The sequence below is a fragment of the Alicyclobacillus acidocaldarius subsp. acidocaldarius DSM 446 genome (assembly GCF_000024285.1).
Classification (GTDB): Bacteria; Bacillota; Bacilli; order Alicyclobacillales; family Alicyclobacillaceae; genus Alicyclobacillus; species Alicyclobacillus acidocaldarius.
This window is the reverse complement of sequence record NC_013205.1, coordinates 1,025,995-1,044,244: the sequence shown is the minus strand read 5'-3', so window position 1 is coordinate 1,044,244 and position 18,250 is coordinate 1,025,995. Positions and strand designations below refer to the sequence as shown.

Below are 18,250 nucleotides of genomic sequence, written 5' to 3'. Positions count from 1 at the left end.
CGTGGGCGACAAACCGAATCTTCAAACGCCCGCTCCTTCGGCGGACCGGAGTGATGCGAGGACGGCGACAAGCCGATCCCGTTCCGCCGGATCCACAGGCTTCTCCAGGTTGACGGCCAACGCATCGAGGGAAGCGGCGAGATCGCGATAGAACGCGCGCAGTGACTCCACCAGGGCGAGTTCGGCGTGCTTGGCCAACCGCCCGCCGCTCTCATCCAGCTTCCTCTTCACCTGCTCCATCACGGCGGGCATCGCCGCGTCCATCATCGCCGTCTGCCCACCCTCCTCGAAGAACTGCTTCGGGGAGCGGAAGTGACGGAAGTGCGGAGCGAGCACGCCGTCGCCGAAGGCGATGGCCTCGTCTGCCGTGGCGAGATGAAGAGATACGTCGGGATCCCGGACCGGGACGGCGTGGACAGGCCAACCCTCCGCGAGCCGCGCCGCCTCTTGGGCCGCCGCCTTGACCGCCAGTTGCTCCGCGCGAAGGGCGAACGTCCGGAGCTCGATCTCGAGGCGGCGGCCGACGGCGTCCGCAAATTCTCGCGCGGCTTCGCGAAGCTTGTCCTGCGGGTTTCCGAGGCGGAAGCGGCCAGGGTGAAACGCCTCCCGGAACATGTCGCGATACGCGAAACGCACGCGTTCTCCCGCGTGAAAGAGAAGTTCCTCGAGCTCCCGCGCTAGAGGTGGCACGGCCCGCGCCTCGACGGAGGACGCCGCGTCGTCAACCAGCCCGCGGGCGCGCGCGATCTGCGACCGCTCTGCGTCGCGCGCCGCTTCGTCGGCCGTGATCGCCAGCGTCACCTTCTCGAGGGCGGCTTCCACGTCGCGCACCAGGGCTTGGCGGGTCCGCTCGGCGAGATCCAGGGCCAGGCGATCCGCCTCGCGGGTGCAGAAGTCCGCGAGATCCGCTTCCAGCGCCGCGAGACCGGCGCGCCGCTCGAGGTCGGAAACGGCGTCGGCGGTGGGCTCGAAGTCGCTTCGACCCAGGCGGGCGCGCACCATTTCCAGTGCGGCCTCATCGTGAGGATCCGCGGCAAGCACCCGAGCCGCGAGCGCGAGCTGCGCCGACACGGGATAGACCCGCGGCTCGCGCACCCCGAGCCTGCGCTCGTCCTGCCTCACCCGCTCGAGCACGGCCTCGAGCTCCTCCTCGCTGTCGGCGAGGTCCACCGCGTTCACGACCGAAAAGAGCTTGTTCGTTCCCGCGACATCCTGCACGCCCGACAGCTGCAGCAGAAACTCCCGATCCGCCTGACTGAACGCGTGCGTGTAGTACATGACGAAGACGATCGCGTCCGCCTCGCGCATGTAGTGGAACGCGACGTTCGTGTGACGGCGGTGGATGGAGTCGACGCCGGGCGTGTCCACGAAGATGAAGCCGCGCTCGCCGAGCCGCGAGTCAGCCCACACGTCCACCTGGCTGACGTACGCCGCGCGCTTCTCGTCAGCGGAAAAATCGCGGAGTTCCTCGAGCGAAGCCTCCCACCGCTCGCCGATGCGGGACCCCATGTCCGGGTAGCCCTCCGCGAGCGCCTTTAAGAAGCGGACGTGTCGCCTCAGGTGAATGGGAAACTTGGCGGGCGAAAGGCCCGACGCGACGCGAATCGCGTCTTCCAAATCGGACGCAGTGAGCGAAAGCGCGTCCAGCAGGGCGCGCACGTCCTGCCAGAGTTCGTCGCGAGACTTGGCCGTGATTCGAACGGATGTCCTACCGCCCTCTACAGGACGAACGCTCGTGATAGCTGCCGTCGTGGGCTGAGGAGACACGGCGAGAAGCGGCCGACCGAGAAGCGCATTCAAAAGCGACGACTTTCCCGCCGAAAACGCGCCAAACACCGCGATGGTGGTCGCCTTTTGCTCCAGCCGCTCGATGGCGCGGTCGAGCGGCCGCAGATCGACCCCCTCGACGCCTTCAACGAGCGAGCGCATCTCGCGCAGGCGCAAAAGCGCGCGATCCCGTTCACTCACCGCGCGGCACCTCCCCTTGCGTCACCGCCGCGAGCGCGCTCTCGTACTGTTCGCCAAACTCAACGTAGCTTCGCAGCACCTGACACCACCGCTCGGCGGCATCCCGCTCGGGGGCTCGTTCCCGCTCTTCCATCTGAATCCGCTCCTCCACGGCTGCCGAAAGCGCCTCCCCAATCTCTTGCACCTGGGCTCGCATCTCGCGGCGCACCCGGTCCTGCACATCCCGGACGAACTGATGGCCGTACTCCGCGGAGACGAGCGATCCCGGCTTCACGCACGCTTGAACATACGCCGCGTCGACGCGCACGCGGAGTCCCTGGCATCGCTCGATGAGCCGCTCTTCTGCGGCCGCCTGCAGGCCCACCTCGCGGATATGTTGCGCCATCTCGGCGGAGAGCGGCCGCGTGAGGAAGTTCTCCACCTTCTCGGCGAGATCGTCCACAAACGCCTTCAGCCTGGCCTCGCGCTCCGCCTCGGTTTTCTTCGTGGATCGAAACACGCCGACTTTGAAGTCGGCGCGCAGGCTGTCGATGTACCTTCGCCCCTTTTCCGCCGTCTCATAGGGCGCGATTTGGGCGAGATCGACCGCCCGGAGCCAGCCGTCTCTCAGCGTTTCGACGAGCGCCTTCAGGCGTTGTCTCTGCTCCGCTTCCTCCTGCGCAAGCGCCTCGGCGCGGCGCTTGGCGTCCCAAAGCCACTCGCGGGCCTCGTCCAGGGTCTGCGGCGCGCGGCCACTGATCTCCTCGACGGCCTTCGCCCGCTTTTCCCATTCGGACTCGTAACAGGCGCTCACGCCTTCCCGGGCCACCTCGACCAGTCGGCGGATCATGGGCTCGCCATCCGTTCCGAGCGCGGCCTCGGCGGTTGCGACGAGAAACGCGCGAAGCTCGTCCAGTTGGCTGTGCGCCGACGGCCTAACGGCCGTGAAAAACACGCGCGACGCATCCACGCCGTAGTCGGCGGCAAGCTCGCGCACGCTCTCGGCGAACGCTTCAAACGGCAACTCCGCTTCGAGGTGCTTGTCGACCTGATGCACGATAAAAAGGAGTGGCTTGTCGCTTACGGCAAACATCTGGAGCAACTCGAGGTTCGCGTCGGCCTCGACGTGCTGGTAGTCGGTCACGACCGCGACGAGATCGGCCTGATACAGCGCATTCATGGTGGCTTCTCGGTGCCGCTCGTCCGTGGAATCGATGCCGGGGGTGTCGAGCAGCCGCAGCGTGCCGCCTTCGACTTCCACCTCAACGGCCTCCACCTCGGCCGTGGTCGGATTGGCTCCGGTCTTCAGGCGCTTGCCCGCCAGCGCGCCGACGAGGCTCGATTTCCCCGCGGAAAACAGGCCGCAGAAGGCTGCCGTGTAGGTGGTGACCGCTCCGCTGTCGGCCAGGATGCTGCGGATGCGATCCGCATATTGAGACGCGCCCTCCGCCTCGAGCCAATCGGCGACCTCAAGGAACCGCTGCGCGAAGCGGGGCGCGGTCGTACTCACACTCGACATCGCGGTTCTCCTCTCTCGCTGAAGTTCTCCAACCATGATACGTGATATCCGCTTGATCTGCACGATGGTCCACACCTACCGCCCGCGTCTCCAGCTCGACACCCGGTAAACGCCGCGATCGCGCGGCATGCCCGCGGAATAGGATCGGGATGACCGCGGGAGGTGATCGACGTGAAACTCGACTCCTTCATCAAGTTCGGCGGGCTCGCGTTCAACATCGCGCAGGACGAGAAGGTGCGCACGCTCTTCACCATGCTCCATCACGGCATGAAACGCAGGGGCCTCATTCCGCCCGCGACGCCACCTTCGTTTCATGCGCCGCTCCACCCGTACCATCCCGCGCACTGGCCGGCGCATCATCACGCCATCCCGTTTTCACCGAGCGCCGCGCAGCAGACCCCATCGCCGCCACAGGCCCCGACCTCGGCGCCCCAGAATGGCGCGAGCGTAAAATCGGAGTCTTCGGGTACGATAGGAAGCGGAGGAGGCGCAGGATGGTTTCAGCAGCTTCTGGAACTGTTTGATCGCAGGTGAAGCGCCCCCGGAACGGAGGATGAAGGATGCCAAACGGCTCCAAACTCAGCCACAGCCAATTTCTCTACCGGCTGTTTCGCCGCGTGATGCCGCTCGTGCGCGCCGAGCTCGCCGGATGGCGCGCGCGAGCGGAGGCCATCCCGGATGGGCTCCTGCGCGAGCAGGCGCTCGCAAGCCTGCGAGACAAGCAGTTCCACGCCGACGGCGGGTCCGTCTACGCGGCCGCAAACCCGGATCACATGCACCACCTCGTCCAGGCCATCGTGTCGCTCCAGACCATTAGTGACTATCTCGACAACCTGTGCGATCGCGCCGGTGTCAGCGATCCCGTCGCCTTCCGGGTGCTGCACCAGAGCCTCCAGGACGCCGTCCATCCGGGTACCACACCTGCGGACTACTACCGCCACTACGCGCACCGGGAGGACGGCGGGTATCTCGCCTCGCTCGTCCGAACCTGCCAGCAAGCGTTGGAACAACTCCCGCATTACCGCACGGTGGAATCTCAGGTGGACTGGTATGCCCGGCGGTACAGCGAACTGCAGGAGCATAAACACGCGCCTGCCGAAGAACGCGAACACCGCCTCCTGAACTGGTCCCGGCAGCATCTCGCCGCGTACCCAGGCGTCGCCTGGCACGAATGGGCGGCCGCCACCGGATCGACCCTGGGCATGTTCGCACTGTTTTTGGCCGCCACCGAGCCCGTCACGCCGTCCGACGTGCAAAAACTCCATCAACAGTACTTCCCGTACATCTGCGGCCTGCATATCCTGCTCGATTACTGGATCGACGCACTCGAGGACGAGGCGCACGGCGACTTCAACTTCGTCGCCTGTTACCGCGATCCGGCCAGCGCCTGGGAGCGAATCGAGCAGTTCGCCGCCGAGGGCGTGGAGCGAGCCGCCGACATCCCAGGCGGCGTCATTCACCGGTACGTCGTCCACGGACTCATGGGCATGTATCTATCTGACCCCAAGACGCGATCGGCCGCGCACCTTACCGCCTCTCGCCGGCGAATCTACCGCTTCGGCGTGACCCCGATTCTCTTCTATTACGCGACGCACTTGTATCGGCGCATGGCGTAGCCCTCAGCGCGCGCGGCGCACCACCACGCGCACGGTCTCCATCGGACCCGGCACGGGCGCTCCCGGCTTTTCGACGGCAATTTCGACCGCGCCCACCAGGGGAAAGGTGGAGAGCACCTTGCTCGCAATGCGCTCCGCCAGCGCCTCGATGAGCCGCACGGGCTCCCCCTCGACGGCCGCACGCACCACGTCGTACACCGCGGCGTAATTGACGGCGTGGTCGAGATCGTCCGTCTCCCCGGCGCGGCGAAAGTCGCCGTGCATGTGGACGTCCACGGTGAACCGCTGGCCGAGTTTGCGCTCCTCGGGATACACGCCGTGATAAGCGTAAAAGACCATGCCGACGAGGCTCAGTTGGTCGGGAAACGCGCCTTCAAACGCACGGGTCATGGTTCAGCACCTCCCGCATCTCCCCCCGTCTGCTCGAGCAGCCACGCGATCTCGGCGCCCAACAGCAGAATGATGAGCGCGATGTACATCCAGAAGATGAGCAGAATCACCACCGTCAACCCGCCGTACACGGCGTGATAGGTCACGGCGTGCGCCGCGTACACGACGAAGAGCAACCTGGCGAGATCGAGCAGAACCGTGGCGGCCAGTGCTCCCAGGATGGTGCAGTTGAGGTTGACCCGCCTCGACGGGAGATACCGGTACACGACGAAGCAGGTGACAAAGAGCGACAGGGGGTAGAGCATGCGCGTGACGCCCGAAAAACGCGTGAACGCCGTCACGAACCACGTGCCGGCCGGAATGTGATGCACGACCCACGGGTAGAGCGCCATGGCAAGCGCGGACACCACGGCCAGGATGACCAGCGCCACGAGAAAGAGCGCCGCGATGGCGCGGCGCGCCAGAAACGATCGCGGTACGCCCACCTCGAAGATGCGGTCGAGCGCCTGCTGGACCGCGATGAGCGCACTGGTGGCGGACCACGCCAGGGAAATGAAGCTCACCAAGCCGGCGCGAGCGCCGATGTCGCTCAGCTTGTTGAGGCTATTCTCCAGCATCTGATTCGCGTTTTGCAGGTCAGGATAGTAGGGCCTGAGCGCACCGAGCACCATCTCCACGATGATCCGATGGGGCACCACGAGGCTCGCCCCGTACATCACGAGAATGAGGAGCGGCAGAAGCGAGAACATCGCATAGAACGCGATCTGGGCCGCGAGCGACGTGATATCGTGCACCATGCAATTCGCGCCGAGCTTGCGCGCGAATGCCTGGGCCTGTTGAAAGCGGGATCGCACAACGTCACTCCCTTTTGAGGCAGTCGAGCGATAGGCCCACGTCGGCGGCGAGCTTCTCCCATGCGCGCGGCAGGGGCGCGCGCACCTCCACGTCCTCGCCCGCGTATGGGTGGCAAAACTGGAGCCGCGCGGCGTGCAGCGCGATTTGCCCCGGCGCAAGCGCCGGATGCGGCGTCCCGCCGTACAGTGTATCGCCGACCACGGGCGCCCCCATCGCCGACAGGTGAACGCGAATCTGATGTCTGCGCCCCGTCTCCAGGCGAAGCCGGACGAGCGTCCACCGCGCCCCGCCTTGGTCCGCCTCGTCCAACACTTCCACATGGGTGCGCGCGACCTTGCCCGTCCGCGACACCCGGTATCGGCCCGACACGTGGCGATCTCGCCCAATGGGCGCGGACATCACCCCTGGCCGAATGCGAGTCCCGCTCGCGATGGCGAGATACGTGCGCCGCACCCGCCCGGCGGCAAGCTCCGCGTCCATCGCGCGAAGCATGAGTCCATGCTTGGCGTAGAGCACGCAACCCGTGGTGCCGCGGTCCAGCCGGTGCACGTGATACGCGCGTCCCGCCCCTTCTTCGTTCAGGAGGCGCTGCACGCACGCGTCGAGCGTCGGCGCGTCGCTCCCGTCCCTGTGGACCAACAGATTCTCGGGCTTGTCCACGACCAAAAGACTTGGATCGTTGTACAGCACGCGAACCGGCGGCAGCGATGCGGACGCCAGGTCGACGGGCCGCAGATCCTCGTCGATCCACACCTGGGTGGGTCGATCCCAGATCTCGAGATGGCTCGGCGTGTTGCCCCGCACGCGGACGGCCCCATGCCGAAGCAGATGCCGGACGTGCGCCTGCGGGACATGGAGCGCCTGGGAGAGCCACTCCGCGCAAGGCATCGGCCGAGGTGGCTTCGGCAGCGAGATGAAAATCCCCCCCGGGTTCACGCGCACGTCCATGCCGAACCCTCACTCCATCCATTGTATCCCATCTGTCTACGGTACAAAAAAACCGCCCTCGACAGGGCGGCGCCCATCCGGGCCATGCGCGGTCTCAGACGGCTTCGACGTACTCCACATCCGGTGCTACCTTCTTGACCGCGCGCTCAATCCCCATCTTCAACGTCATGACGCTCGCCGGGCAACCCACGCAGGCGCCCTGAAGCGAGACGTAGACGGTCTTCGACAAGTCGTCGTACGACACAAATTCCACATCGCCGCCATCCTGCTGGATGGCTTCGCGAATGGACTCAATCGCTTCGCGAATGCGCGCTTCTGTGGAGGTCACGTCGCTCATCATGTTCCATCCCTCCAATACGCTTTTAGCATACGCGCACACGCGGCGGCGATGCAACCCACCTGTCCAAGCGAGGCTGGGTATCGTCGGATTCAGAACGGCATGGCCACGGGCGGAAGGACAGGTCCCGAAGAGATGACCTTCCACAACACGAGGGTCCTCGGCTCCACGCGCGCCACTTCGCGGAAGCCCAACTGCTTGGCGAACGCGAGGCTCTTCGGATTCACGTCCTGGATAAACACCTCGAGCGTGTGCGCCCCCATGCGCTTGGCCTCCGCCTCCAAGTTCTCCATCGCCCTGCGGCCGATGCCCTTGCGCTGAAACTTCGAGTCAATCACCAGCGCACTCACATGAACTTTCCCTTCCGCACTCGGCAGATACGAATAGAATCCCACGGGCCGGCCGTTTCGTTCGATCACGACCGTGGGCATGCCCGACTGAAGGTACTGGCGCAACTCGGCCTCGGGAAACGGTTCGCCAAACGCCTGCTCGTGCACGTCGCCCAATTCCCGGCGGGCGAGTTGCACAATCCAGTCGTCGTCTTCAGGGCGGCGAGGGCGATAGCGAACCTCTTCGGTGCCAGGCGGATGAGCCGGGGCCCGGCGCCCTCGGGCGTGTGCGTTGGAACGCGCGCGCGAACGCTTGGGGCCCGCGCGACCGGCACGGTTTCGGTTTGGCATGGTGATGTCGACCTCCCTCGGAGATGTCGACACCACACTATGCAAGTGCCCGCCCAATTGCGCGGCGGCTCAGTCCGGTTTGCGCCGCGCGAACGAGAACCGCCGAACGCTCTTTCCCCGACTCGCCGTTTCTTCCTGGCGCTTCCGTTCGAGCTCGCGCCGGCGCTTGTTGGTGACTTCGGCCACGACGTTGCCGATGAAGTCGCCCGCGATGTCCATGCGGTACTTGCGGTTCACCTCGATCTTGTCGTACTCCTCTTTGGTCGTGCGAAACGTCACGTTCGCCGTGCGATGCACGTGCAGTCCCTTCATGGTCTGCCCCAGCGTGACGCGCCCCACCACCTGGTACGTGGTGAGCGGCACGAAGCGCGCGATGCCCTGCTTGCCGCGCTCGCGGACGCGCCGCTTCGAAAGGACAAAGACTTCAAAGCGCTGCTTGTGCGCCAAAAACTGCTCGTCGAACTGGCGCTGGCGCTTGCGCGCCCAGAAGTAAAAGGCGGTGTACGCTGCGATCAACGCTGCGAGCACGCTGAGGACGATGATCCAGTACATCAAAGCGGTAGCCCCCTGTGATGGCGAATCCAGCGGCGCAGATGCGCTCGTCTCATTGTACCACGACGGCGCCGTCCGTCCGTAATCCTTTCTTCGACACCCATTTCATACCTATGGATGGATGGAACATCACTTGCACGCGTTCCTCTCCGGCGTGCGACTCGACCGAAAGCACAATGCCCTGCCCATGTTGAGGATGCACCACGCGATCCCCGGGGCGCAAGACCTCCGGTTCAAGCGCCTCGGCGAGATCGACGCGCACCACGAGATCTTCGCGGATCTCGGCGAGGAACCGCGACGGTTCGCGAGCCACCGTCTGGCCGTACAGCGTGCGCCAGGCGGCATGCGTGAGCACGAGCCTGTCCATCGCGCGCGTCAGGCCCACGTAGCAGAGGTTGCGCTCCTCCTCGATGCGCAGCGGATCGTCCATCGATCGCGCGTGAGGAAAGAGCCCCTCCTCCATGCCCACGAGGAAGACCACGGGGAACTCGAGCCCTTTGCTCGCGTGCAGCGTCATGAGCCGGACAGATCCCTTGCCGCGATCGCGCTCCTTGTCGATGTCCGAGAGCAGGCTCACCTCCGCGAGGAACTCCGCCACCGTCCCGCCCCGGCGCTCGTCGAACGACCGCGTCACGCTGAACAACTCATCGATGTTCTCCACGCGGGCGAGATCCTCCTTCTTCCCCGACTCGAGGTACATCTCGCGGTAGCGCGTGGCGTGCAAGACCTCCGCCAGGAACTCCGAGACGGCCATGCCCTCCATCCAGAGCGCAAGTTCCTGCAGCGAGGCGTGAAACTGGCGCGCGGCCTCCGCGGTGCGCTCGGACAGCCCAGCCTCCTCGCCGTGCGCGAGCGCCTCGTACAAGCTCATGCCCTCGGCGTGCGCGAACTCGAGCAGCCTGTCCACCGCCGTGTCGCCCAAGCCTCGCTTCGGCCGGTTGATGATCCGAAGGAGCGAGATCTCGTCCTGCGGATTGACGAGGACGCGCAGATACGCGAGGACGTCCTTGACCTCGCGCCGATCGTAGAAGGTCATCCCGCCCACGACCGTGTACGGAATCGCGCGCTCGAGCAACTTTTCCTCGATGGCGCGCGACTGCGCGTTGGCCCGGTACAGCACCGCGCAGTCCTCGTACCGCCCCCCATTTCGCACGTGCTCCTCGATGGCCTCCGCGACGTAATGTGCTTCGGCCGCGCCATCCGGCAGACGCACCACCAGCGGTTTGTCGCCATGCCCGCGCGTGGAGCGAAGCTCTTTGGGTCGCCGCCTCGGGTTGTGGGCGATCACGCTGTTGGCCGCATCCAAGATCTCCTGCGTCGAGCGGTAGTTGCGCGTGAGCACCACGATCTTCGCGTCCGGAAAGTCCCGCTCGAACCGCAGCATGTGCTCACTGTCCGCGCCGCGCCAGGCGTAGATGGCCTGATCGGCGTCGCCGACGGCGCACAGGTTGCGGTGCTTCGCACAGAGAAGGCGAAGCAGGCGGAACTGGATGCCGTTCGTATCCTGGTACTCGTCCACGAGCACGTGCCGGAACTTCTCCTGATACTTGTCACGCAGGTCGTCGTTTTGCTCGAGGAGCCGGACCGTGTGCCCGATGAGATCGTCAAAGTCCATCGCGTTCGCAGCGAAAAGGCGCTTATTGTAGAGCTCCATCACCCGATCCGCGATGAGGTCCGACGGATTCGACTCGTTGACGACGCGCGTGGCGCCCTCGTTCTTCCATTGGGAGATGCGGTGCTTGATGGAGCGCGCGTCGTGCGTTTTGAGATCGTAGCCGAGATCGAGCAGACACTGCTGGACCAGGGCCTCCTGGTCCTCCGAATCGAGGATGGTGAAATTCGGCTGGTAGCCCAGCCGATCCGCCTCGCGCCTCAGGATGCGGACACAGATGCTGTGAAACGTCCCCATCCACAGATCGTCCGCGCGAGGACCGATGAGATCGCGAATGCGCGTCTTCATCTCGCGCGCGGCCTTGTTCGTGAAGGTGATGGCGAGAATCTCGTGCACCGCCACGCCGGCGTGCGCGATGAGATACGCGATGCGCCGCGTGAGTACGCTCGTCTTGCCGCTTCCCGCCCCCGCCACCACGAGGAGCGGGCCGCTCGTGGTGGTGACGGCGTCTCGCTGCTCGGGATTCAGTCCGCGAAGAATGTCGGTCACATCAAGCACAACGGCCGTCCCTCCCACACCGTGGCGTCAGCAAGATCAGAGACTACCACGTCGCAGCCCATCGAGAAACCCCGACGGGGATGTGCGATCCCGTCCATTCTGTTACGATACGATCGACTCCAATCGGAACGAGAGGACAAGCCTCGCCATGAGAGCTGTGTTTGTCGCACTGCCATGGTCTCGCCTGGGCGACGTAGCTCTGATTCTCGAAGGGCTTCGCCGACTGAATCGCCGCGCCCGCGTCATCACGCTCGACGGGCGCTCTTGCCAAACGGCGGAGGGGCTCATCATCCAGGCGGACGGCGGCGTGGAGGAACCGGTGCCGCCGGACGCCGGCCTTTGCGTGATCCCCGGCGGTTTGTACGAAGCCGACAGCTGGGGCGATCTGCGCCTGCACCGCTACCTGCGCCGCTTTTCGACGACGGGCGGTTACTTCGCCGCCTCCGGCGAAGGACTGCTGTGCCTCGCTTCGGCAGGGATCCTGGGCGGACTGCGCTTCACGGCGCCCGTGAGCGTCGTGCAAGCGCACGAGCCCCTCTTCCGCCATGCCATCTTCGAACCCGGCCCCGTCGTGATGGACGGAAACGTCATCTCTTCGGACGGCTCGGACGCCCAGTCGTTCCTTCAGGCGGTGTTTGACCGCCTCAACGTGCGCTCGTAGAACCATCGCGATGATAGCGCTTGTGATATCATGGGCGTTGGTCCAAGCTCATGAGGAGGCAGATGCATGAAACGTCGCACCTTGCTCGCGGGCATGTCGTTCGCGGCTATTCTCGCGTTGACGGGCTGTGGCACGGCCGCCGACAACGCCGCTTCTGCGAACGCGTCGAATGAAACCGTCACGAACGCCTCGAATACCGCGTCCAATGAAGGCACCCAGACGCTCGACACGGCCAACCCGCCGTATCTGCACACGTCGACGGAACAGTGGACGAGCATGCCCAAGATGTTCATCAACCCGAACAAGACGTATGACGCCATTGTGCACACCAATTACGGGACGTTCACCATCGAGCTGTTTGCCAAGGACGCGCCCGTCACCGTCAACAACTTCGTGTTCCTGGCGGAGCACAACTTCTATCACGACTGCACGTTTTTCCGCATCGTGAAAAACTTCGTCATCCAGACGGGCGATCCGCGCAACAACGGCACTGGCGGCCCAGGGTACACCATCCCCGACGAATTGAGCCACCAGGTGCCGTTTACCAAGGGCATCGTGGCCATGGCCAACACGGGCCAGCCGCACACGGGCGGCAGCCAGTTTTTCATCTGCACGGCGAACGACACGCAGGTGTTTCAGCCGCCCAACAACCGGTACACGGAATTCGGGCGCGTCATCTCGGGGATGGACGTGATCGACAAGATCGCCGCCATTCCGGTGACCACGAATCCGATGACGCAAGAGGACAGCTATCCGCTGAAGACTGCGTACATCGAATCCATTCAAATTCAAGAGTCGTAAAGAAGGTGCGAGACGTTGCGCGACGCCCGCTTTCGCCAGTACTTCTGGATCTTCATCGTCGTGCTCGCCGCCGTGCTGCTCAAGATTCGTATTGGTGGCAGCGTGCCGTATCCGACGAGCTACGACAAGCTGCCCGGCGGCGAGATCCGAGTGCACGTGACGGCGAAGGCCGTTCCGTCCGATTCGGTGGGCGAGGCCTGGAACCTGGAGAAACACGTGCAAAACGGACAGGTGATCTACACGGCGAATCTGTACATGAACGGCCACGAGCAACTGCTCTTTCCCGGCATCGGCGTGAAGCAGAAGACGCCGGAGGGCGTGCTGTATGCCTCGAACGGCAAGATCCGATTCAACGGGCAGGACTATGAGGCCGTGGACCTGTTCGTCAACCGGGACGGAAGCGCGGGCTACATCGACTTTGCCAAAGTGAAGACGTCCTGACGCGCGTCGCGGACGTCTTCGCACGGCGAGAAGCGCGCGGGTTTGCGCGCCGGTCACCTCCCCGCCTGCCCCGCGGCGCGGCGCGCGAGCGCGGCCTTCGCCAGGTTGCGGTAGACCACGTCGTCCATCGGCGGATTGTGCAGGCCGGCGCGGACGTCGCGGTAGTACCGCTCGAGGGGCAGGGCGCGCGACAGGCTGCGGCCGCCGACGACCCGCATGGCGAGATCCACCACCTGATTGGCGGCATTCGTCGCGAGCGTCTTCACCGCGCCGAACTGGGGTTGCAGCTTGACGCGTTCCTCCGGCGAGGCGGCGTCGAAGCGGCGGGCGAGATCGTACAGGAGCGTGCGGGCGGCGAGCAGCTTCAGCTCCATCTCGCCGAGTTTCTGCTCGACGTGCGGAACCTCCGCGATGGGATGCGGCAACGTGTTGGGCCGGTACGTCGCGGCGTACTCCAGCGCAAAGTCGCGCGCCGCGAGGGCGATGCCGAGATAACACGCCGGAATGTGGAGCAGCCAACCGCTCCCGTCCGGCCGTCGCTCGGCCTGCACGCCCGGGCGCTGGATGACAATCACCCGCTCCTCCGGCACAAACACATCCTTCAGCACAATGTCGTGGCTGCCGGTGGCGCGCATGCCGAGCGTGTCCCACGTCTCGACGATCTCGACGTCCTCTTTTCGAACGAGAAACTGCCCCACCACGTCCTCGTCCGCCACGGTGGCGGTCACCATGATCCAGGTGAGCGCAGGCGAGAGCGTGCTGAATGTCTTGCGGCCCGTGATCCGATACCCGCCGGGCACTTTCACGGCGGTGGTCTCCGGCTTGCCGCCGCGGCTCGGGCTCCCCGTGGCGGGCTCCGTGGCGCAGCTGTTGATGAGCGCGCCCTCCTTCACGACGGACTCGCACACCATGCGAAACAGCTCATCCGGGAACGCCCCCGTCTCGCGCAGGTGAAGCAGAATGCCCACGTGCCAGCCAATCGCGAGCGCGGTCGATCCGTCGCCTTTCGCCAGCACCTCCTGATGCATGAGCATCTCCTCGAGGCTTAGGCCGAGCCCCCCGTATTCCACGGGCACCGTCCAGCGCACGTAACCCGACGCCTTCAAATCCTCGATGTTCTCAAACGGAAAGTCGCCCGCGCGATCGTGCTCGGGCGCGCGCTCGTGGAAGGCTTGGGCGAGATCGCGCGTGATGCGCAGGCGCTCGCGCACGTCCGCGGGCAGTGCGGCTTCTCCATAGATGTCGTACATGTGGTTTCGCCCCGCTTTCAGTCTGTCAACGTTCCTGGGCGCCTCAGACTCGGCCCCTGGCTCAGCACAAAGTATTCGCAATGGCGCATGCGGTGGACGGCCTTCTCCTCGCTTCCCCAAATGGCGCCATCCAGCTCCGACTGCGTGCGGTGGGCTCGAAACGCCAAGAGCTTCTGCCGGCGATACGCGCGCACGTCCACCTCGACCAGCGCCTTCGCCGGCTGCGGATATCGCCTGAAGGCGGCGAGATCGTCGCCCCACGCGAGGTAAAACAGGCGCGCGCCTTCGTTCATTCGCCGATATCGCGCAAACGCCGACGTCGCCAAGCGCCCGATGGCCGCGTGATCCGGATGGCCGCCGAGCGGATCGTGAAACGTGATGACCGCATCTGGCCGCTCCTCGGCGAAGAGCGATTCCAACCGGGACACCCCTTCGTCCTCCGGCACCATCTCGACCTCTTTGTCCCGGTAGCCCAGGAGGACGAGGCGGCTCACGCCGAGCGCGGCGCACGCCTCGCGCAGCTCCTGCTCGCGAAGCGCGCCGAGGGATTCACGCGTGGCTCGAAGCGGTACGCCGAGCCGCCGGCCCATCTCCCCGCGCGTCGCGCAGGCGATCACGAGGCGGTGCCCCTCGGCCGCCAGGCGCGCGAAGGTGCCTCCGGCGATGAACGTCTCGTCGTCCGGGTGGGCGAACACGCCCATGACGGTCGCCATGCGCTCATCCCACCTTTCCCACGTCGAGCGGCTCTTTGCTCACGGTCAGCGTCTGCCGGACGCGATTCTGGCCATCGAGGCCCATCATGACGAGGGCCGATCCGTCTTCGACAAACTCGGTCACATCCTGGATGTAGAGCAGGCCGTCCGGATCGCGAAAGCGAAGGTGCAGGCGATACAGCCCGTCGCCGAACATGCCCACCTCGTCGAGCGTCGCGCTCGCGTTGCGCAGGTACGCCTCCGGATTGACCTCGAGGTGCACGTACACCCGAGACCCGCGCCACGCCTCGAGCCGATCCCTCGCCTCCGCGGCGCCAAGCGTCCTCATGGCGCCCACGCCCCCGGTTCATCCCCTGTGGCGACGGGATTTTCGGGGTACGAGACCCAGTCGCTCCAGCTCCCCGGATACAGCTTCGCCGGGATGCCCGCGAGTTCGAGCGCGAAGAGGGTGGAGCAGGCCGTCACGCCCGATCCGCAGTACACGGCGATGGGCTTCCCACACTTCGCCAGATCTCCGAAGCGAGCGCGCTGCTCTTCGGGCGAACGCCACGTGCCGTCTTCCTTGAGCCCCCGCTCCCACGGATGGTTGAAGGCGCCCGGGATATGCCCGGCTTTCGGATCGATAGGTTCCACATCCCCTCGGTACCGCTCGGGGCTGCGCGCGTCGACAAGCACGAGGCTTCCCTCGCGTAGTCCCCGCCGCACCTCTTCCACGTCGACCGTCTCGCCCTCGCGCAGCCGCACCTCGACGCCGCCCGGCCGAGATTCGGGCACCACAGGCGTCACTGGCCTCTTTTCTCTCGTCCATCGCTTCCATCCGCCATCCAGGATCCGCACGTCCGCAAGCCCGATGTGCCGCATCAGCCACCACGCCCGCGCCGCCATCCCCTCACCCGCATCGTAGACCACCACCGTCGAATGCGGCCGAACGCCGCACGCCGAAAGCCGCGCGGCGAACCGGTTCCAGTCCGGCAATGGATGGCGCCCGCCGTGCTCTCCCTTGGGCGAAGACAGATCCCGGTCGAGATGGAGATAGTACGCGCCGGGAATGTGCGCCTCCCGATACGCGCGCTCTCCAGCCTCCGGGTCCGACAGCTGAAACCGACAGTCAAACACGGCGAGTTCCTCGGCGCCGAGCCGCGCGGCGAGATCGTCCGGTTGCATCAGAAGTGCCTTCACGACGGCGCCCCCCTTCGGTGGAACACGCGGGCGCCCGCCTGATCGATGGACGTCACGATCATCTCGTCGATGTTGACGTGCGCGGGCCGCGTGACGGCGAACACGATGCAGTCCGCGATGTCGTCCGCCGTGAGCGGCCGGACGCCCTGATACACCTTCGCGGCCTCGGACGCGTCGCCGTGAAACCGGACCAGGCTGAACTCCGTCTCCACCATGCCCGGATCAATGGACGTCACGCGCACGGGCTTGCCCAGAAGCTCGTGGCGCAGCGCCTCGGTGATGGCCCGAACCGCGAACTTCGTCGCGCAGTACACGCTGCCCCCAGCGTACGACTCGTGGCCCGCGATGGAGCCGAGGTTGACGATGTGGCCGTCGCCGGAGGCCACGATGTGGGGCAGGAAACGCTTCGTCATCCGCATGAGACCCATCACGTTCGTGTCGAGCATCTCCTGCCAGTCGGCCTCGTCCGCGGTTTCCACCGGATCCCGCCCCAAGGCCTTCCCTGCGTTGTTCACGAGGACATGCACCACGCCGAAGTGCCCGATGACACCTTGCACGAACGCGTCTATACTTGGCACGCTCGTCACGTCGAGCGCCGCCGCGTACGCGGCCTTCCCCGTCTCCCGGGCGATCTCGTCGACGAGATCGGCGAGGCGCTCCTTGCGCCGCGCCCCCACCGCCACGTCGAAGCCCGCGCGCGCCAACGCCAGGGCCGTCTGTCGGCCAATGCCACTCGACGCACCCGTCACCACTGCGACCTTACCACGTCCGTCGATTGCCATCGCTTGTTCACTCCCTTTCATGGCCTGTGGGCGACCGTCGTGTCGGCGTTCGCCAGGATGCCATACGCTGAACTGTACAATTGCCCCGCGCGAAGGAGGATGCTCGTCATGCCATGCCCCGAGGTCGTCACGGGTCACGTCGCGATTCCAGGCGAGGACTTCCGTCGCATTCAGGAGGCCGCCCTTCGCGGCCAAAACCTATGGCGCTTAAGCCCCGTCCGAACCGCGCAGGAGGTGGGGACGCGCCATCTGGGTTTTCGAATGAACGATATTTACACATTGGTCGAACAGTACCGCGACGCAGACAGCGGGCTTATGTACGCGGTGGTGCGCGTCAAGCACCGCGATTGCGTCTACCTGGTTCGCCTGTATCAGCCCGTCAAACAGGGCCCCGGCGGCATCTGGGTGGTCGAATCGGTCGTCGAGATCACCTGATGCCCTTCCGTTACAAAGTCACCGCATCCTGTCCCACATCGACGGAGGCAGCTTGCCGACCGTCGCCATGAGCAGATCGTAAAGATCTGCGTCCAGCGCCTCCTCGGGCGACAGGTTCTCCATCTCCGCGAGCTGGCGAAGGCTGAGGCGCTCCTTGCGAAGCGTGCGCATCGCCTTCTGCCACTGCTGGATGTGCGGGCCGTGATACTCGATGAGAAAGGTCCACTTCTCCTCGTCGATGGCGAGGCACGCCTTCAGCATGTCGGACACCACTTCGACGGTGGCGCCCTGCGCGCCGCGCTCGAACAGCCGCTGGCGAAACACGTGCTTGATGAGGGCCTCCTCGGAGAACTCGAGCAAAAAGGGCGGCATGACGTAGCCCACGGGCAGCTTGGCCCGCGCCGCCTGCATCTGCTCAGTGCGCTCCTGTTTCGCCAGGCGAATGACCTCGCGGATGCGCTCCAGCTCCTCCTCGTACTCCTCCGGATGGCGAGCCTCTACCGGAAGTTCAAAGCCCCACGGGACGTTGGCCCGCTGCCCTCCGGCGATCCTCGTGGGCCGCCCCACGGTGTAGGTGATGAGGTGGTCGTACACAGGCTTGGCCACGCCGATGTAGAGAAACAACACGGTTTCGCCGCGGATGGGCTCGTACGAGTGGCCCGCGGCCACCATGCTGCGCAGAAACCTGTCGCGGTTCGCCATGTCGTTGTACTTGCCGAGGTACAGGCTCGCCTTGAAGGCGCTCGACAGCCTGTCCTGGTCCGTCGCGCGCAGCGCCACCACGCGCCCTGCCTGCGCCACGCGCCATCCTTGCTCTTCAAAACAGATGCGAATAAACTTTTCAATGTTGTCCAGATGCTCGTGGACGGGAACGAGATCGGTGAGAAACCGAAGCCGTGGATGTTCCAGGATGGCGGATCGATCGAGTTCGAACACCGCGCATCACCCGCCTTTCCCTGTGAGGGTGAAACGAA

The 18,250-nt window shown here is 65.3% G+C and carries 21 protein-coding genes; 6 read left to right on the top strand and 15 right to left on the bottom strand.

Annotation, left to right across the window (positions count from 1 at the left end):
• Positions 1-21 precede the first annotated feature (21 nt).
• Both AACI_RS04840 and AACI_RS04835 read right to left on the bottom strand, forming a co-directional pair.
• Positions 22-1,968 carry a dynamin family protein gene (locus tag AACI_RS04840; protein ID WP_012810360.1) on the bottom strand — a complete coding sequence of 649 codons (1,947 nt, stop codon included), beginning with the start codon at positions 1,966-1,968 and terminating at the stop codon, positions 22-24.
• Entirely contained in the window at positions 1,961-3,466 is a 1,506-nt protein-coding gene (locus tag AACI_RS04835) for a dynamin family protein (protein WP_012810359.1), read from the bottom strand. The genes AACI_RS04840 and AACI_RS04835 overlap by 8 nt, the downstream gene beginning before the upstream one ends.
• 171 nt (positions 3,467-3,637) lie before the next feature.
• On the opposite strand from AACI_RS04835, the gene AACI_RS04830 reads away from it, so the two are divergent.
• Both AACI_RS04830 and AACI_RS04825 read left to right on the top strand, forming a co-directional pair.
• A complete protein-coding gene (locus AACI_RS04830; protein WP_012810358.1) occupies positions 3,638-4,000 on the top strand; it encodes a hypothetical protein in 363 nt (120 codons plus the stop codon).
• Positions 4,001-4,026: 26 nt separating this feature from the next.
• Entirely contained in the window at positions 4,027-5,082 is a 1,056-nt protein-coding gene (locus AACI_RS04825; protein ID WP_012810357.1) for a tetraprenyl-beta-curcumene synthase family protein, read from the top strand.
• A 3-nt stretch (positions 5,083-5,085) separates the two neighbouring features.
• On the opposite strand, the gene folB is transcribed toward AACI_RS04825, so the two are convergent.
• The 7 genes from folB to AACI_RS04790 all read right to left on the bottom strand — a co-directional run bounded on the left by folB (position 5,086) and on the right by AACI_RS04790 (position 11,014).
• Positions 5,086-5,472: a dihydroneopterin aldolase gene (gene folB, locus AACI_RS04820; RefSeq protein WP_012810356.1), complete on the bottom strand. Its 387-nt coding sequence runs from the start codon at positions 5,470-5,472 to the stop codon at positions 5,086-5,088.
• The gene (locus AACI_RS04815; RefSeq protein WP_012810355.1) at positions 5,469-6,326 is read right to left on the bottom strand and encodes a YihY/virulence factor BrkB family protein; all 858 of its coding nucleotides are present in this window, start codon (positions 6,324-6,326) and stop codon (positions 5,469-5,471) included. Before AACI_RS04815 ends, folB begins: the two co-directional genes overlap by 4 nt.
• Before the next feature lie 4 nt (positions 6,327-6,330).
• Positions 6,331-7,275, bottom strand: coding sequence for an RluA family pseudouridine synthase (locus tag AACI_RS04810; protein ID WP_012810354.1), 945 nt, complete (start codon positions 7,273-7,275; stop codon positions 6,331-6,333).
• Positions 7,276-7,369: 94 nt separating this feature from the next.
• Complete coding sequence (locus AACI_RS04805) at positions 7,370-7,615, bottom strand: NifU family protein (RefSeq protein WP_008339476.1); 246 nt, start codon at positions 7,613-7,615, stop codon at positions 7,370-7,372.
• An 89-nt stretch (positions 7,616-7,704) separates the two neighbouring features.
• Complete coding sequence (locus AACI_RS04800) at positions 7,705-8,292, bottom strand: GNAT family N-acetyltransferase (RefSeq protein ID WP_012810353.1); 588 nt, start codon at positions 8,290-8,292, stop codon at positions 7,705-7,707.
• Between the two features lie 69 nt (positions 8,293-8,361).
• Positions 8,362-8,844, bottom strand: coding sequence for a hypothetical protein (locus tag AACI_RS04795; RefSeq protein WP_041707937.1), 483 nt, complete (start codon positions 8,842-8,844; stop codon positions 8,362-8,364).
• Positions 8,845-8,896: 52 nt separating this feature from the next.
• A complete protein-coding gene (locus tag AACI_RS04790; protein ID WP_012810351.1) occupies positions 8,897-11,014 on the bottom strand; it encodes an ATP-dependent helicase in 2,118 nt (705 codons plus the stop codon).
• Between the two features lie 148 nt (positions 11,015-11,162).
• Between AACI_RS04790 and AACI_RS04785 the strand changes: the two genes are divergently transcribed.
• The 3 genes from AACI_RS04785 (at position 11,163) to AACI_RS04775 (ending at position 12,917) form a co-directional block, all read left to right on the top strand.
• On the top strand, positions 11,163-11,675 hold the full coding sequence (locus AACI_RS04785) for a DJ-1/PfpI family protein (protein WP_012810350.1): 513 nt from the start codon (positions 11,163-11,165) through the stop codon (positions 11,673-11,675).
• A gap of 66 nt (positions 11,676-11,741) precedes the next feature.
• Positions 11,742-12,476 carry a peptidylprolyl isomerase gene (locus AACI_RS04780; protein WP_012810349.1) on the top strand — a complete coding sequence of 245 codons (735 nt, stop codon included), beginning with the start codon at positions 11,742-11,744 and terminating at the stop codon, positions 12,474-12,476.
• Positions 12,477-12,491: 15 nt separating this feature from the next.
• Positions 12,492-12,917 (top strand): hypothetical protein, encoded by a 426-nt coding sequence (locus AACI_RS04775; RefSeq protein WP_012810348.1) that lies wholly within the window; start codon positions 12,492-12,494, stop codon positions 12,915-12,917.
• Between the two features lie 53 nt (positions 12,918-12,970).
• Here AACI_RS04775 and AACI_RS04770 read toward each other — a convergent pair whose 3' ends face one another.
• Genes AACI_RS04770 through AACI_RS04750 form a run of 5 tightly spaced genes read right to left on the bottom strand, consistent with a single transcriptional unit; the run spans position 12,971 to position 16,841 of the window.
• The gene (locus AACI_RS04770) at positions 12,971-14,167 is read right to left on the bottom strand and encodes an acyl-CoA dehydrogenase family protein (protein WP_012810347.1); all 1,197 of its coding nucleotides are present in this window, start codon (positions 14,165-14,167) and stop codon (positions 12,971-12,973) included.
• A gap of 17 nt (positions 14,168-14,184) precedes the next feature.
• The gene (locus tag AACI_RS04765; protein ID WP_012810346.1) at positions 14,185-14,880 is read right to left on the bottom strand and encodes a PIG-L family deacetylase; all 696 of its coding nucleotides are present in this window, start codon (positions 14,878-14,880) and stop codon (positions 14,185-14,187) included.
• A 4-nt stretch (positions 14,881-14,884) separates the two neighbouring features.
• Complete coding sequence (locus AACI_RS04760; RefSeq protein ID WP_012810345.1) at positions 14,885-15,208, bottom strand: DUF1806 family protein; 324 nt, start codon at positions 15,206-15,208, stop codon at positions 14,885-14,887.
• Positions 15,205-16,059, bottom strand: coding sequence for a sulfurtransferase (locus AACI_RS04755; protein WP_012810344.1), 855 nt, complete (start codon positions 16,057-16,059; stop codon positions 15,205-15,207). Before AACI_RS04755 ends, AACI_RS04760 begins: the two co-directional genes overlap by 4 nt.
• The gene (locus tag AACI_RS04750; RefSeq protein WP_012810343.1) at positions 16,056-16,841 is read right to left on the bottom strand and encodes an SDR family NAD(P)-dependent oxidoreductase; all 786 of its coding nucleotides are present in this window, start codon (positions 16,839-16,841) and stop codon (positions 16,056-16,058) included. The genes AACI_RS04755 and AACI_RS04750 overlap by 4 nt, the downstream gene beginning before the upstream one ends.
• Before the next feature lie 99 nt (positions 16,842-16,940).
• Here AACI_RS04750 and AACI_RS04745 point away from each other — a divergent pair, with 99 nt between their 5' ends.
• Entirely contained in the window at positions 16,941-17,276 is a 336-nt protein-coding gene (locus AACI_RS04745; RefSeq protein ID WP_245530708.1) for a hypothetical protein, read from the top strand.
• Positions 17,277-17,294: 18 nt separating this feature from the next.
• Here the strand turns inward: AACI_RS04745 and AACI_RS04740 are convergent, their stop codons facing one another.
• Positions 17,295-18,212 (bottom strand): hypothetical protein, encoded by a 918-nt coding sequence (locus tag AACI_RS04740; RefSeq protein ID WP_012810341.1) that lies wholly within the window; start codon positions 18,210-18,212, stop codon positions 17,295-17,297.
• Between the last annotated feature and the right edge of the window lie 38 nt (positions 18,213-18,250).

Excerpts from the sequence above, each read along its gene's own strand:
- AACI_RS04835 (WP_012810359.1), bottom strand. The coding sequence starts at position 3,466 with ATGTCGAGTGTGAGTACGACCGCGCCCCGCTTCGCGCAGCGGTTCCTT.
- AACI_RS04825 (WP_012810357.1), top strand. The coding sequence starts at position 4,027 with ATGCCAAACGGCTCCAAACTCAGCCACAGCCAATTTCTCTACCGGCTG.
- folB (WP_012810356.1), bottom strand. The coding sequence starts at position 5,472 with ATGACCCGTGCGTTTGAAGGCGCGTTTCCCGACCAACTGAGCCTCGTC.
- AACI_RS04810 (WP_012810354.1), bottom strand. The coding sequence starts at position 7,275 with ATGGACGTGCGCGTGAACCCGGGGGGGATTTTCATCTCGCTGCCGAAG.
- AACI_RS04805 (WP_008339476.1), bottom strand. The coding sequence starts at position 7,615 with ATGATGAGCGACGTGACCTCCACAGAAGCGCGCATTCGCGAAGCGATT.
- AACI_RS04800 (WP_012810353.1), bottom strand. The coding sequence starts at position 8,292 with ATGCCAAACCGAAACCGTGCCGGTCGCGCGGGCCCCAAGCGTTCGCGC.
- AACI_RS04795 (WP_041707937.1), bottom strand. The coding sequence starts at position 8,844 with ATGTACTGGATCATCGTCCTCAGCGTGCTCGCAGCGTTGATCGCAGCG.
- AACI_RS04785 (WP_012810350.1), top strand. The coding sequence starts at position 11,163 with ATGAGAGCTGTGTTTGTCGCACTGCCATGGTCTCGCCTGGGCGACGTA.
- AACI_RS04780 (WP_012810349.1), top strand. The coding sequence starts at position 11,742 with ATGAAACGTCGCACCTTGCTCGCGGGCATGTCGTTCGCGGCTATTCTC.
- AACI_RS04770 (WP_012810347.1), bottom strand. The coding sequence starts at position 14,167 with ATGTACGACATCTATGGAGAAGCCGCACTGCCCGCGGACGTGCGCGAG.
- AACI_RS04765 (WP_012810346.1), bottom strand. The coding sequence starts at position 14,880 with ATGGCGACCGTCATGGGCGTGTTCGCCCACCCGGACGACGAGACGTTC.
- AACI_RS04760 (WP_012810345.1), bottom strand. The coding sequence starts at position 15,208 with ATGAGGACGCTTGGCGCCGCGGAGGCGAGGGATCGGCTCGAGGCGTGG.
- AACI_RS04750 (WP_012810343.1), bottom strand. The coding sequence starts at position 16,841 with ATGGCAATCGACGGACGTGGTAAGGTCGCAGTGGTGACGGGTGCGTCG.
- AACI_RS04745 (WP_245530708.1), top strand. The coding sequence starts at position 16,941 with ATGCTCGTCATGCCATGCCCCGAGGTCGTCACGGGTCACGTCGCGATT.